Here is a 13,412-nt window from a genome sequence, read left to right as displayed (position 1 = left end):
ACTGTGAACGGTAGAATGGCAGGGAGAAATGAAAGCGGTTTATTAAGTGAGGGGGGTCATCCACTTGGAGAAAAAAGTATCAAGTAAATTTATCTTCTTTTTCGGGTCCTTTGCAGGTATCTTATTTGGATATGATATTGGTATTATCGCAGGGGCAGAAGGGCACATTCAGGAAGAATTTCAGCTCAGCCCGTTATGGCTTGGCATCGTCGTTTCTTCATTAATGGGCGGGGCGATCATTGGTTCCATTTTAAGCGGTCTGATGGGGGATAAGTTTGGCCGCAGAAAGCTCATTTTGGTGTCATCGATTATCTTTTTTGTCGGTGCGCTTGGCTCAGCCATTGCACCAGAAGAAATCTCATTAACCATTGCCCGGATTTTCTTAGGAACAGCTGTAGGGACAGCCTCATCGCTCGTGCCTGCTTACATGTCTGAAATCGCTCCGGCCAAAATTCGCGGGAAATTGTCCGGCCTGAATCAGCTGATGATTGTGAGTGGATTATTGCTTAGCTATATCGTCGCATTTGTGTTTGAACCAATTCCAGACAGCTGGCGCTGGATGCTGGGAAGTGCTGCTTTATTTGCGATCGTGCTTTATATTGGCATGCTGAAACTTCCTGAATCTCCAAGATATTTAATTAAACACGGAATGGCTCATAAGGCACGTGAAGTATTAGGATCACTTCGTTCATCACGTGAAGAGATTGAAGCAGAAATGCAAGAAATTTTAGAAGTAGCAAAAGAAGAACGCTCAGGCGTTCGTGAATTATTTCAAAAGAAATTCCGAATGGCTCTCTTTATTGGGGTCGGAATGGCAACACTCCAGCAAATACAGGGGGCGAACTCCATTGTGTATTATGCAACGAGTATCGCAAGAAATGTAGGTCTTGCTCCGCAAGTTGCCGCAGGTTTTACCGTCATTGTTGGTGTCATATTTGTTGTGACGACCGTGATTTTTTTACAATTCGTCGACCGGTTCGACCGCCGAACGATTCTCACAGTTGGGGGAACGGGGATGGCCCTGTCTTTCTTTGCACCAGCGGCATTAGGTGCGCTCGGAGTGAGTGAAGGCATATTAAACTGGGTCACATTGATTTCACTTTGCTGCTTTATTTTGTGCTATGCCTTCTCATGGGCACCGATCACATGGATTATCATCGGTGAAATTTTCCCACTTTCTGTCAGGGGTATTGGAGCGGGCATTTCATCTGCCTTTAACTGGACGGGATCATTAGCAGTTGGCCTTGTGTTTCCTATCTTGGCTGACCAATTCAGCTTTGGCGTCATTTTCTCTTCATTTGGGGTCATCTGCTTAATTGGCCTGTTGTTCACGCGCTTTGTATTAGTCGAAACAAAAGGAAGAAGCTTAGAACAAATCGAAACCGATATGGCTGCACGTGTCTAAAGGAAACCATCTATCCACACAGGATAGATGGCTTTTTTAATCAAGTATTTGTTTCAGTTCATCTGGCAGTAAATCCATTAATTGATCAGATGAGGATACGTCCAGTACTTCAAGAAGCGCATAATATTTCGCATAAATTTCACTCAGCTGATCAGGATGATTTGCTTCATATCGATTCAAATGCAATTGTGTCAGTTCAAGTGCAATGTCCAGTTTGTTTCGTTCGATGGTTTGTGTTGTGTTGATCAAATCGTTCACCTCTAATTTTAAAGTTATTGAAAAATATTATGGTGCAGTTCCGCAGCTGACCTTATATTCATGGTCTTCTATCTTTTTTGAATAACAGACGGAAGGTGTCATTCCTGTCTCGCTTTTCCAAGCCTGCCAATACACATCATACAGCTGACCATATTGAGGATCTACATCGTCCTTTTTTTGCAAAATAGCAAAATAGCTTTGGTAAGGGTAGCCTTCTTGATAAATGGCATGCCGTATCGCTCCTCTTTCAGTCGCATTTGTAAAAACCATAGGCGACAGCAAGGGAAGGGTGATAACTACGACGAGAAGGATGAAAAATGAAAAAAGTTTATGTCTTGTCTTCATCAATGAATGTCCTTTCCTTCACAAGAGATCATTTGTATAATATGTTAAAATTGTCCTATTGTAAAGAAAGAGACTACTAGATCACAAGCGAATTTTTTCAAAAATAGACAAGCATCTAATCACTGATCGTGCCTCTGACATACGATAGAGTGTAAGTGAAAGACAACTTGAAGGGGTGTTGAGAATGAGCCGGAATCGATTAGACAATTTTTTCTTTGGGCCTCGCAGAGGGAATCATGGAGAAGTTGAAACGGTTGTATCCCCTACACGTCAAATTGTCAACACGAGAACAAATGAACAAACGATCAGAAAGATTCATCCAACTCATATCACAAACGTCAATAAAAACATCAAAAGAATTGAAAACTACTACCCTGTGACGCAATCTACACGAAATGAGTATATTGTGGAAGAATATGACTGTGGTAGTGATATCAAGAATCCTTGCTGCCGCCCGGTCAAACGCTGTAAGTGGTAGTTTAATGGTGAAAAGAAGTGAGGCATCCTGTGATGGGATGCCTTTTGTATGTTTAACGCTCTATTTCATTTAGTTGTCCGTGATCAAGCTCGAAAAAACGATTTCCTAATTCTGAATAAAGGTAGCTCTGATGGCTTGTAAATAAAACACATTGATCAGAGAATTCTTCTTTTAATAAAGAAATAGACTGCATTTGAGATGCCTCATCAAGAGATGTAAAAGGTTCATCAAGAATGATTAGCTCTGGTGATCTGGCCGCCATACAATTAAAGAAAAGCTTATATCTCATGCCTAGTGAATATTGTTTGACAGGCATCTTGAGTGCATGAGTTAAATCAAATGCATCACAAAGCGAGAGAAAGGTCTTTTTGTATACCTCTTTTTCTGACTGATTCATTTTCCATAGCGACTGTATAAGAGTCATATGCTCGATACCAGTCAGCGCATCATAAACCAAAGGCTTATCTGGGATGTACGCGACCAACCCTTTATAAAGAGCTGACCCAGGATGATGCTGTTCATTGAGTAAAACCGTTTCGGATACTGAAGGAAGCAGACCTGCGATGATCTTTAAAAGTGTCGATTTACCGCTGCCGTTTTTTCCGATAATACAAGCACGATCACCTTCTTTCAGATGAAAGGATACTTGATCAAGGAGGGGAGAGCTTTCTTCAGTTGTTTCATAACGAAAAGATAGCTGAGACACTTGCAAACTAGCCATTGATAAATCCTCCAATAACAAAAACAGTGGTCACCAGCATATACAAGATGACGGTCGCAAGGGCGGCTTTTTTTGATCCTTTAGCATAATAAATGATCCCATCATATAGGATGCGTAAAAGGTACAAATTGATCAAAAACGAAACCGCTTGGATGAAGATAAAATAATGATCTAAATCGAGTACCATCACACAATAGATTGCTGCGCTATTCACTAATAGAAGAAACGCATTATAAAGCAAGATGACAAAATACATTTTGCGCAAAATAAACGTTTTATGAAAAAAGTACATATAAATTGAAGTCACGACAGTACCGAGAAAATTCAATATGAAATAAAGTGGGATTGTCAGTAAAAAGATAAACACAATGCTGGCTAATTGTTTTCCCGCAGATAATGGTTCCTCTACTAACAAATCAATAATGAAAAATGTTAAAAAAACAGTTGAAACAAATAAAGATAGTAAGACTAAGCCTATAACAGTTTTGGTCGATTGATGTTGGTTGAAAAATTGTTTAGGGCGTAGAAGTAGCTCCATAGAACCACATTCTCCTTTCTTCTAAGATAGATGTACATGGCTGACATATTCCTCTAAAAGAGAGGCAATCAACAAGAGCACTATAGCGGCAAAGATTAACTGAATCACAGTTCGAGTCAGCTTTCTTACATCAATGGCCTTACCTTTCATAAACCGGTAAAGATAAATAAATGGAAAAGCACTGACGATTGAAAATAAGATCAAACCAAGAACCTCAACAAAAGCATGCGGCATGAGGCCAGTGAATAACTGCTTCACTTCATGCTGAGCTATCAAAAACTGAATGAGTTTTCCGATGACATAGCCATTATAAAAAAGAATGCCAGCAGACATAATGCCGCCAGTAAAAGCCCCGATACCTAGAATGGCAAGCCCAACCTGTAAATTGTTTGAAAAAATAGAGAGAAAAAACATGTCTTCATCCTTTTTTAAATAAGGAATCTGATCATAAGGAAGGAGGCATCCAATGAGCAAAGCTGCAATAAATACACCGGCGTAAAGATAGCCGAGGCGTAGAATCAATCTATTCTCCGATAGAAAATATCTTATTTTTTTCAACATACTCAATTCCTTTATAAATGGTCTTGCGGCATAATATCCAGCAAATCACTGAAACGATCACAAAATATATAGCGAACAGCACGTTTACGAGCCCTGAGGATTGCTGCAATATAGGGAGAAAAGAGGTCAAAATCAAATAGTACATAAAAGGCAGAACAAGAAAGTTTCTTGCAAATGCCTGACCTTTATCGATGATCTCTAGTTCCTCATTTGTTGTCCCTATTTCATGCTCATGAATAAAATTGAATTTCGTTGTGAATGGAAACAAGTAAAGCTGAATCAAAGGAAAAATGAAAAAGCCAACCCCTAATACCACCAGTTGAATGAGCATCTGAATATGAAACAGTTGATACACAGTCATAATAGATAGATTAATGAATAGTAAAAAGAGCGCTGGTATGGAAAATAAACAATAAAATAACTGGATTTTTGATAAGAAAAATTGCAAAAGAGATATTTGAGAAAGCTCGTAAAGCCAAATGTTCTTTTTTTCAGCACTTAAAGCAAAAATAGAAGGTGTCAGCATTCTCATCTCATAAGATTGATTCGCTAGTATCATAATATTGAGTGTGAATAGCAGCTGAATTTGCAAGGCCTGTTGATCGATGATCGAGATCAATCCGGTAAAAACACCAATATAAAAGAAGGCTTCATATGACATGAACATATAATTAAAAAATTCTTTAGATAAGAGCCACCTTTTTTCTTTCAGCAGCTTGATGTCTTTTTGGATCAACACATTTTGTCTAAACAGCGAACCCTGAATTTTATGCAGTACTTGAAAGTAACAATAAAATAAATCCCGAAAATGCTTTGAGCTTTGGTCTTGATCTTTTTCCGTTGGAATCCATCGAACAGGACTTCTCATGACAAGCGCACTACCTAGTATCACAACAATCAATGTAATAGGTGAATTAAAAAGGGCTTGAAATTGTAGAAAAACAGAGCCATCTGAAAATAAAGCATGATGCATTTGCTGAAGATCATGTTGATATAAAGAGATCAGCTTGTTTGAAAGAGTGATCCAAAACGAATCCTCTGCAAGCGATGAGATTGATTGAAAAAGTTTTTGGAAGGTGTGATAAAAAGGGAAAATGATGTTTAATATGAGAACCCTTCCGAATAAGAAAAAAAGCAAAGCGATGCTTGCAAAAAAGAGGACACGAATAGCCCCGATTTTTTTCACGACGATGTTATAGATATAAGCACCGAATATCTTATTGCTGATGATAAATAGGAAGATACTTGTCAGCATCACATTGACATGTTTTAACCAGAATGCCAGATCGTGTGTTTGAACAATATCATATTGGAATAAAAAATAGATCAAATAAGTGCTCAAACTCGTAAACACAAGCCAAATCAATTCTGAAAACAGAAGCGTTTGAAAAAGTTGTCTGGAGGAAACAGGTGCTAGCTGTATCAATTCTTTAAAAGGAAGAAGATGAGTTCTTCTATAAGATTCAATTCCTTTGACGATAGAAAATAAAAATAAAAACATCACAAAAGCACTTTCCCATTCTATTTGATAAACGGGGGAGTAAAGAAATGAAGAAATCACGAATACAATCATGCATCCGAATATGATATCAAGAATACAAGAAAAAAATATGTACTGTTTTGAAGAAAACGACTTGAGAAATGGAATTTTTCGTATAACGAACTGAGCGATATTAGAATACTGTTGCTCCAGTCTAATGGATAGAAGTAGTGATAATAATGGATATAACATCTTCTCACCTGCACTAAAATTTAAATAGAAGGAGAACAGAGTCTCCTTCTATTGAGTCGTTAAATAAATTACCAAGCGATAACGGCTTTACGGCCTTTTTTCTTAATTTCGTTTTTAAGGTATTGACGAATTGTCTCTTTACCAGCTGCAGCAATAAGAGAAAGACCGCCTGAACCTACAGCAGTTAAAATGGAGACAATTGTAGTGACAGCTCCACCCGCTTCAACCACATTAAGAACTACAGCGGCAACACTGCCTGGAATACCAAATTCTTTTGCTAGATCAGCAACTGGCAGTACTTGTAGCGAGAAGGAAAAAAGAGCTAGCATAAGGAATCCTACTGCTAAAGCACCAAAAAGAACATGTAGTTTGATTTCATTTCTTGTTTCTGTCATATCAAATTCCTCCCTTTTTTGTCTTTTTATTACTATTCTATCTTATGATATGTTTTTGTTCATATCAATCCTTTTTTTTCTTTTTTTTATGAATTAGTTATAGGTTAATATAAAAAAAGTGAAAAGATAAGTGAGAAAAGAATCGTTTTGGATAGGAAATATCGAGTGAACATGATCAAAATGACCTTGTTTTCACAAAAACGAAAGAGAGCCTAAAAGTCTATAAGAAATATGTTATATGTAAATGAACCAATATTCTTTGATCAAAAGCGCCTTTCAAGATAAAATTGGAAGTATCAATTCATTCTGATGGAGGCGATTTTCTGAATATTCGATTGTTAACACCAGAAGATGCTCAAGAATATGCGAACTTGAGATTAGAAGCACTCCGATTAAATCCAGAGAGTTTTGCTATGAGTTACGAGGAAGAGAAGCTAGATACGAAGAATAAATATAAGGCTCGTTTTGCCTCTACACAATCTATGTGGACATTCGGTGCCTTTCATCAAGGTCAGCTGCTCGGCTCGGTTACACTCATACAAGAAACCTTGCAGAAATTAAAGCACCGTGCCAATGTGGCAGCGATGTATGTAACGGCTAATGGACGCGGAAAAGGAATGGGGAAGGCACTCCTGACAAAAGTTCTTTCTTTTGCACGCGAAAAAAAAGACATCGAACAAATATATTTAACAGTGGTCACAACAAATGACCCAGCCAAACATCTTTACAGGTCTGTTGGATTTAAGTCGTATGCGGTAGAAGAAAAAGCACTAAAAATAAATGGTGCTTATGTAGATGAGGAAAAAATGGTGCTATGTTTATCATCGTTTGGAGGGGATATAAATGAGCCAGCCAGTCATGCGCATCACATTGGCAGCCGGACCAAATAGTGAGCTGGAATCCTTTGCGCTTCGTGCAGCACTTGAAAACTTTGGCGCAAAAGTCGATATGCATTGGATAGGCAGACCGAATGACCTGATTAATGTTTTATCCGGGAGGAATAGAGGCGAGACGGATTTCATTCTTTTATCCTTTCACGGAGAAGAAGGAGCGTTTCTCATGCCGGAGTTAGGAGAAGATGTATACGAAGAGGGTGAGCCGAGAGGTGCTGCTTTTGGTGCGGATGACATAAAGCGGTATGCTTCGTTAAATGGAGTCCACATTATATGTACAGGCTGTACACTAGGCGAAAAAAAGGTGGCAGAAGCTTTTTTAGAAACAGGGGCGATATCCTATACAGCGCCCGATGACTACATTGATGGAAATGCGTCATTTATTTTTGTTCTCACCATGCTGTATGAGCTGGTGAACAACTCAAAGACAGTCAGAGCAGCTTTTGACCAGGCACGCTCTATTGATGAAGAAACAAAGTTATTCCAACTGTATATGCAAAAATAAGGGCTGAGCGATCAAGCCCTTTTTATATGTCTCTCGTAAAATATGTCGAAAATGTGACAAATGTGTTTTTTGCAAACTAAAAAGGGGCTGCGAAAAGTCTATCCAACAAACACACGCCATTTAGACATGACGGCATCACGAGAGGAGAATCATTGTGTCAATGAAAGGGAAGATCAGTCTCGTCCTGTGTGTACTTGCGATCGTCATCGGTATCGCTGCGTTTTATCATAACCAGCAGGCAAGCGGGACAGAGAGAAAAAAAGTAGAACAAGATGCGAGCTACAAACAAGTTGAAATTGTCACACTTGTGAATGACGGGAAATTCATGAGATATGCTGTCAACTATCCGCTGTTTCATCAAGAAAAACTAGATCAGGAGATCAAAAGATTTGCAGAGACAGCGTTAGAAAAGTTTAAAACATCGTTTAGTCAAGCGAGTGATGCCAATGAAGAAAAACGATACGAGTTAAACATCGATTATGAGATCATTCATTATGCCAAGCAAACCGTCGCAATCAAATTCAATACATATGAAGTGAAGGGCGGAAAGCAAGGCGTCAATCAAACGAAGGTGATGAACTTTGATTTCAAGAAACAGACATTTTTATCAATCAACGATATCTTTCTATCAAAGAAGGACAATCTTCAAAAATTATCTCATATGACTTTTGAGGAATTAAAAAAAGATCGAACGCTAGCTGAAAATCAGTCGCTGCTCAAACAGGGAACGTCTCCTGTGGCGAAGAATTATCAGTATTTTGCCATCAAGGATCGCTATATCGAATTCTACTTTCCAAGAGGACAAATCGCTCCAAATCATCAAGGCCCTCAAGTGTTAGCGATTAAGAAAACACTGCTGAAAGGAATATTAAAACCCGAATATATTAAGAAAGAAATGAACAAAAACGAGAAAAAAGAACCGATTCCAACAAGAAAGATTGTGAAATTGCCAAAACCATCCACATTTCATCCAAATCAAAAAGCCATTGCACTCACATTTGATGATGGGCCCAATCCATCAACGACCTCAAAAATTTTAACAGCATTAAAAGAGAACAAAGGACATGCTACATTTTTTGTATTAGGCAGCAGGGTTCAGTATTATCCCGATATGTTAAGTGAAATCAGAAAGGGTGGAAATGAAATTGGAAACCACTCCTATAACCACCCTTTGCTCACAAGACTTCCTTTAAAACAAGCGGTCAAACAAGTAGAAGACACGCAACAAATCATTGAAAAAGCGAGCGGGTTCACACCGACTCATTTTAGACCGCCATATGGCGGGACAAACGGGCAAATCAACGAAGCTCTTCACATGAAAGTGACCCTTTGGGATGTGGATCCTGAAGACTGGAAATATCGAAACAGCCAATACGTCGCGAACTACATTCTAGCCCATGTATCTAGCGGTGAAACGGTCTTAATGCACGACATCTATGACACCTCAGCAAACGCAGCCGTCACGATTATCAAAGAACTCACCAAACAGGGATATCAATTATTGACGGTGTCTGAGCTTGAGCAGTGGAAGGAAGAACAGAAAAAATAATTTATTGATAATTAATTGAGAAAACAATTTCGGAACATAGAAATTGTTTTCTGTTTAAGAAGTAATTAGATCCATTATATATGCCTCTTAGAGTTAATCTAGTTAATATTCAATAGGTAATAATTATTTTTTCGTTTGATTCTTTTGACTTTAAAATTAAGTTAACAAGATCATCTCTATCAAATAATTTAACATCTGTTTTTTCAGCTAATTCGATTGCTGGAGATGTAAAATAATTATTAGTAACTACCCATGATGATTCAGATGAATAATAAAACCTTGCTGAAGTGATTTCTTGTACAGATTTCACCCCCACTTTTTTTTTATACCTTTTAGCTTGAACTACAATACTCAAACCAGATTTTTTCAAGATTAGATCAGCACCGTAGTCACCAGAAGCTTTAGTTAATTTTACTTTATAACCTAGGTTCCTAAATAGAACGCTTAAATAGATTTCAAATTCTCTTCCTGTCATAGCATCTATTTGATCGATTCCTGATTTGCTTAATTTTTCAAATTCATTTTTTTCTTTGGTCCTTTCAATGAGGGTCAATATAATAATAATTATTATGGAAATAAGGCTAACAAAAAATATAAATAAGAAAAAATCGTACATGTCATTCCCCTTTGTTCAGAATAAAAATATTGTTTAATATTGGTGTATCTTTAATTTTATAATCGGTCTGAAAGTAAAGAATTAAAGTTTTTTCATAGGAGTTTAAGATTTTTATAGTTGGTTAAATGAAAACTTTAAACTTATTTAATTTATTTATAAAGAGTTGAAACATAATAAGGAGAATTTAGATTAATGGAGTTTAGTAATTGAATATGAATGGTCTATTAAAAAATATTGAATTTAAGAAGCATTCTTTCAGAATAAATCATCATTTACTTATCCATTTTACACATTTGAAGGAAAGAGAACGAGAAATCAATAGTTGTCGAAGGAGAGAATGGAATGTTTTTGTATTATGGACCAACCGGTGCTCCAGTGGAAAATCCGGGAGAAGAATGGATGAAAGAAATCTTCTTCCATAAGGGTGAAGACTATTGGAAACAAGGGAATGGAGAATCTTCTATTGAAGTGGATGAAGATTGGGAAACGGAAAGTCTTGTTTTCTTTTATCATGAACCTTATGGCTTTTTTCTTATGAGATATCCAGATTTTTTGGTTCCTTTTAAAAAAGTAGAGAAGATAGAAACGATCAAGCATGTCGTTGCAGGCGCACCATTGTATGTACCTTCATGCAGCTACGTCGATCGACATCAAGCTTATGAAATCGTTCAACATTTTCTAAAAACAAAATCGGTACCTGATAGTGTTGAATGGGTGGAGTTGAGGACGATTGATTTTCAGCAAGATCTATAAAGTTTTACGGGGAACAAGAAGGAGAATAAAATGTGTCGTTTAGATGATACCATGCATGTACATGTTGGCTATTACGAACATGGTCTTGATGTTGAAGGGGTGTTTTTTAAGAGTTTAGAAACAGGAAAGTGGCAATTATTCTTTGACCATACATGGTATGGGATCACGCTTTTAAAGCATTATGAAAAATATGAAGATTTAGGGCTGTTGATTGGCGAGTATTCTATTGAAGATGACAAAATTGAAGGTGAAGGAAATCAGCTGTTTGAGCGTTTTTTAAAAGAAAACGGGATATTGAAGTCAATGGAGTGAACAGATATCTCTTAGCCTTTAGAGTATTTTTAAATCTAATAAGGGTCAGTCTTATATAAGAAACAAAGAATGGTCAAAATAAAAAAACAGACCTAATGTGGTCTGTTTTTTTATCAACCCAAAATGAATGGATTTTTTTACATCTTTCAAATCATTTCCCCTTCTCCCGCTTCCGTTTCTCCTTCTCTGCCCGGTAAAACTCATGAAACATCTTCATCAGCGCTCGCTTCTCAATCCGAGACACATAACTCCTTGATATCCCGAGCTCCTTGGCTATTTCCCGCTGCGTTTTCTCTTTTTTTAAGTCCAAACCGAACCGGCCGACGATGACTTCTTTTTCCCGGCCGTCGAGAATGTCGATATATTCTTTTACTTTTTCAAGCTCCATGTTGAGCTGAATGGTATCAATCACGTCTTCATTTTCTGATTTTAAGACGTCAATTAATGAAATTTCGTTGCCTTCTTTATCTTGACCGATGGGGTCATGCAGAGAGACGTCCTTTTTTGTTTTTTTGAGTGCGCGTAAGTGCATGAGAATTTCATTTTCAATACACCGCGCCGCATAAGTTGCCAGCTTTGTTCCTTTTCCAGAGGAATAGCTTTCGATGGCTTTAATGAGTCCGATCGTCCCGATGGAGATGAGGTCTTCAGCGTCTTCCCCGGTATTTTCAAATTTCTTGACAATATGGGCGACGAGCCGAAGGTTATGTTCAATCAGCATGTTTCTTGCGTGTTCATCGCCCTCTGCCATGAGGGCTAAGTATTTTTTCTCATCATCTCCCGAAAGGGGTTGTGGAAAGGCATTGTTTTTGACATAGGACACTAAAAACACCAATTCTTTGACCATCAATCCCATCGCTGTAAATACTCCTGCCACGATTTTCACCTCCACCATGTTTAGGCCGCTGCCTATATCCTCAAATGTATGTGAAGGAAGGATTGTCTGTGTCTGTACGATGAAAAAATCATCTTATTTGAAAGAAACGTGCTTCTGTGCGTATGTTTTTGCTGCACCTCTCATATGTTTGCGGTTTCTTTGCGGTGCTTGGCGGTCTAGAAGCGTGCTAAAATATGTAATATTAGACCGAAAAGGAAGGGGTTTTTTCGGAACATGGGGAAGGTTCTTTCTTCACATGTCGGTATGAAAATTAATGAATGGTATCGAATGATACGGCAGTTCAGTGTTCCAGATGCGGAAATCTTGAAAGCGGAAGTAGAAGCGGAAATTGAACGTATGGAAGAGGACCAGCATTTACTGATTTATTATCAGCTCATGTGTTTTCGGCACCAAATTATGCTCGACTATATACACCCTTCAAAATATCAACCTTTCTCAGTATCTAACCTTGTCGATAAAATCGAAAATTCCAATCATGAGTTATCTGATATGCTGCATTATTACCATGCATTTTTTCGTGGCATGCATGAGTTTAGTCAAAAAGAATATTTGGAGGCCGTCAAATATTATCGCATGGCAGAAAAACAGCTGTCTATGGTATTTGATGATATTGAGCAGGCTGAGTTTCATTTTAAAGTAGCAGAAGCCTACTATATAATGAAACAAACGCATGTCTCCATGCACCATATTTTAAAAGCGCTTGAAATATACGATCAGCATGATGCATATTCCATTCGCATTATTCAGTGCCTCTTTGTCATCTCGGGAAATTATCAAGATTTAAAACGTAAAGATCGAGCACTGCCTCACTTGAAAAAGGCGAAACAACTCGCATCCGAAATTGATCACCCGCGCATTTATAGCTCAGCACTCTATAATTTAGGGAAATGTTACGGGGAGTTAGGTTATCGAGAAGAAGCAGAACGATATTTAACCGAATCGGCTGACCTCGCCAAAAAAGAACTGCTTCCCACGCTGCCTCATACACTTTATACACTGGCCAAGCTGCTTTTTAGACAAAATGAGCAGACTGAAGCAAGGCGCATATTAGAGGATGGGAAATTGGCCGCAAAGAAGCATGAAGACCAGCTGTTCTGTCATATGTTTGAGTATCTGGATGCTTTATATGTTCAGGAAATCAATGAAGAACAACTGCAAAAAACCATTGATTATTTGGAAAAACTTAGCCTATACTCTTATATAGAGGATATCTCACTAGAAATTGCGACAGCCTTAGAAACCTCTCAACAATACCAGAAGTCCAACCAGTATTATCAAAAATTGCTATGGGCTCAAAATCAAATCCAAGAAGGAGAGTGTCTGTATGAATTCTAAGCAACGTTCGACAGTTGAAGAGAGAAACCAAACGTGAGACAAAAAGCGGGCCTAATGGGCCGGCTTTTTTTATGTGAAAAAGAAGCGTAGACGATCACGAAACTTGAATGAATTCATC

The 13,412-nt window shown here is 38.0% G+C and carries 17 protein-coding genes; 8 read left to right on the top strand and 9 right to left on the bottom strand.

All coding sequences use genetic code 11. From position 1 onward, the window contains the following. Window positions 1-64 precede the first annotated feature (64 nt). On the top strand, window positions 65-1,405 hold the full coding sequence (locus ACTJJD_RS02605; protein ID WP_440599877.1) for a sugar porter family MFS transporter: 1,341 nt from the start codon (window positions 65-67) through the stop codon (window positions 1,403-1,405). Window positions 1,406-1,441: 36 nt separating this feature from the next. On the opposite strand, the gene ACTJJD_RS02600 is transcribed toward ACTJJD_RS02605, so the two are convergent. Together ACTJJD_RS02600 and ACTJJD_RS02595 are read right to left on the bottom strand one after the other, a co-directional pair. Next, window positions 1,442-1,663, bottom strand: coding sequence for a hypothetical protein (locus ACTJJD_RS02600; protein WP_224558471.1), 222 nt, complete (start codon window positions 1,661-1,663; stop codon window positions 1,442-1,444). A 27-nt stretch (window positions 1,664-1,690) separates the two neighbouring features. Next, window positions 1,691-2,008 (bottom strand): hypothetical protein, encoded by a 318-nt coding sequence (locus ACTJJD_RS02595; protein ID WP_024718781.1) that lies wholly within the window; start codon window positions 2,006-2,008, stop codon window positions 1,691-1,693. 184 nt (window positions 2,009-2,192) lie between these two features. On the opposite strand from ACTJJD_RS02595, the gene ACTJJD_RS02590 reads away from it, so the two are divergent. After that, window positions 2,193-2,486 carry a CotD family spore coat protein gene (locus ACTJJD_RS02590; RefSeq protein ID WP_096881650.1) on the top strand — a complete coding sequence of 98 codons (294 nt, stop codon included), beginning with the start codon at window positions 2,193-2,195 and terminating at the stop codon, window positions 2,484-2,486. A gap of 52 nt (window positions 2,487-2,538) precedes the next feature. On the opposite strand, the gene ACTJJD_RS02585 is transcribed toward ACTJJD_RS02590, so the two are convergent. The 5 genes from ACTJJD_RS02585 to ACTJJD_RS02565 all read right to left on the bottom strand — a co-directional run bounded on the left by ACTJJD_RS02585 (window position 2,539) and on the right by ACTJJD_RS02565 (window position 6,433). After that, entirely contained in the window at window positions 2,539-3,207 is a 669-nt protein-coding gene (locus tag ACTJJD_RS02585; RefSeq protein WP_440608068.1) for an ABC transporter ATP-binding protein, read from the bottom strand. Further along, window positions 3,200-3,745, bottom strand: a complete 546-nt coding sequence (locus ACTJJD_RS02580; RefSeq protein WP_045034088.1) for a hypothetical protein — start codon at window positions 3,743-3,745, stop codon at window positions 3,200-3,202. The genes ACTJJD_RS02585 and ACTJJD_RS02580 overlap by 8 nt, the downstream gene beginning before the upstream one ends. 21 nt (window positions 3,746-3,766) lie before the next feature. Further along, on the bottom strand, window positions 3,767-4,267 hold the full coding sequence (locus tag ACTJJD_RS02575) for a stage II sporulation protein M (protein ID WP_440608067.1): 501 nt from the start codon (window positions 4,265-4,267) through the stop codon (window positions 3,767-3,769). A gap of 1 nt (window position 4,268) precedes the next feature. Then, a complete protein-coding gene (locus ACTJJD_RS02570; RefSeq protein ID WP_440608066.1) occupies window positions 4,269-5,807 on the bottom strand; it encodes a hypothetical protein in 1,539 nt (512 codons plus the stop codon). Window positions 5,808-6,106: 299 nt separating this feature from the next. Continuing rightward, window positions 6,107-6,433 carry an uberolysin/carnocyclin family circular bacteriocin gene (locus ACTJJD_RS02565; RefSeq protein ID WP_017358050.1) on the bottom strand — a complete coding sequence of 109 codons (327 nt, stop codon included), beginning with the start codon at window positions 6,431-6,433 and terminating at the stop codon, window positions 6,107-6,109. Between the two features lie 287 nt (window positions 6,434-6,720). Here ACTJJD_RS02565 and ACTJJD_RS02560 point away from each other — a divergent pair, with 287 nt between their 5' ends. The 3 genes from ACTJJD_RS02560 (at window position 6,721) to ACTJJD_RS02550 (ending at window position 9,380) form a co-directional block, all read left to right on the top strand. Next, entirely contained in the window at window positions 6,721-7,323 is a 603-nt protein-coding gene (locus ACTJJD_RS02560) for a GNAT family N-acetyltransferase (RefSeq protein WP_319078268.1), read from the top strand. Beyond that, complete coding sequence (locus ACTJJD_RS02555) at window positions 7,277-7,831, top strand: hypothetical protein (protein WP_017358048.1); 555 nt, start codon at window positions 7,277-7,279, stop codon at window positions 7,829-7,831. Before ACTJJD_RS02560 ends, ACTJJD_RS02555 begins: the two co-directional genes overlap by 47 nt. Window positions 7,832-7,985: 154 nt before the next feature. Next, on the top strand, window positions 7,986-9,380 hold the full coding sequence (locus ACTJJD_RS02550; RefSeq protein ID WP_440608065.1) for a polysaccharide deacetylase family protein: 1,395 nt from the start codon (window positions 7,986-7,988) through the stop codon (window positions 9,378-9,380). Window positions 9,381-9,489: 109 nt separating this feature from the next. Here ACTJJD_RS02550 and ACTJJD_RS02545 read toward each other — a convergent pair whose 3' ends face one another. Then, a complete protein-coding gene (locus ACTJJD_RS02545) occupies window positions 9,490-9,996 on the bottom strand; it encodes a restriction endonuclease (protein WP_048003091.1) in 507 nt (168 codons plus the stop codon). Between the two features lie 342 nt (window positions 9,997-10,338). Here ACTJJD_RS02545 and ACTJJD_RS02540 point away from each other — a divergent pair, with 342 nt between their 5' ends. Further along, window positions 10,339-10,749 (top strand): Imm1 family immunity protein, encoded by a 411-nt coding sequence (locus ACTJJD_RS02540; protein ID WP_144668553.1) that lies wholly within the window; start codon window positions 10,339-10,341, stop codon window positions 10,747-10,749. A 30-nt stretch (window positions 10,750-10,779) separates the two neighbouring features. After that, the gene (locus ACTJJD_RS02535; RefSeq protein ID WP_178897028.1) at window positions 10,780-11,061 is read left to right on the top strand and encodes a DUF3986 family protein; all 282 of its coding nucleotides are present in this window, start codon (window positions 10,780-10,782) and stop codon (window positions 11,059-11,061) included. A gap of 151 nt (window positions 11,062-11,212) precedes the next feature. On the opposite strand, the gene sigK is transcribed toward ACTJJD_RS02535, so the two are convergent. Then, on the bottom strand, window positions 11,213-11,941 hold the full coding sequence (gene sigK, locus ACTJJD_RS02530) for an RNA polymerase sporulation sigma factor SigK (RefSeq protein WP_058014952.1): 729 nt from the start codon (window positions 11,939-11,941) through the stop codon (window positions 11,213-11,215). 231 nt (window positions 11,942-12,172) lie between these two features. Here sigK and ACTJJD_RS02525 point away from each other — a divergent pair, with 231 nt between their 5' ends. Beyond that, complete coding sequence (locus tag ACTJJD_RS02525) at window positions 12,173-13,294, top strand: tetratricopeptide repeat protein (protein ID WP_007501361.1); 1,122 nt, start codon at window positions 12,173-12,175, stop codon at window positions 13,292-13,294. Window positions 13,295-13,412 lie beyond the last annotated feature (118 nt).

The sequence above is a fragment of the Bacillus sp. 22446 genome (assembly GCF_052044955.1).
Taxonomy (GTDB): Bacteria; Bacillota; Bacilli; order Bacillales; family Bacillaceae; genus Bacillus; species Bacillus altitudinis.
This window is presented reverse-complemented; position numbering and strand designations above follow the sequence as displayed.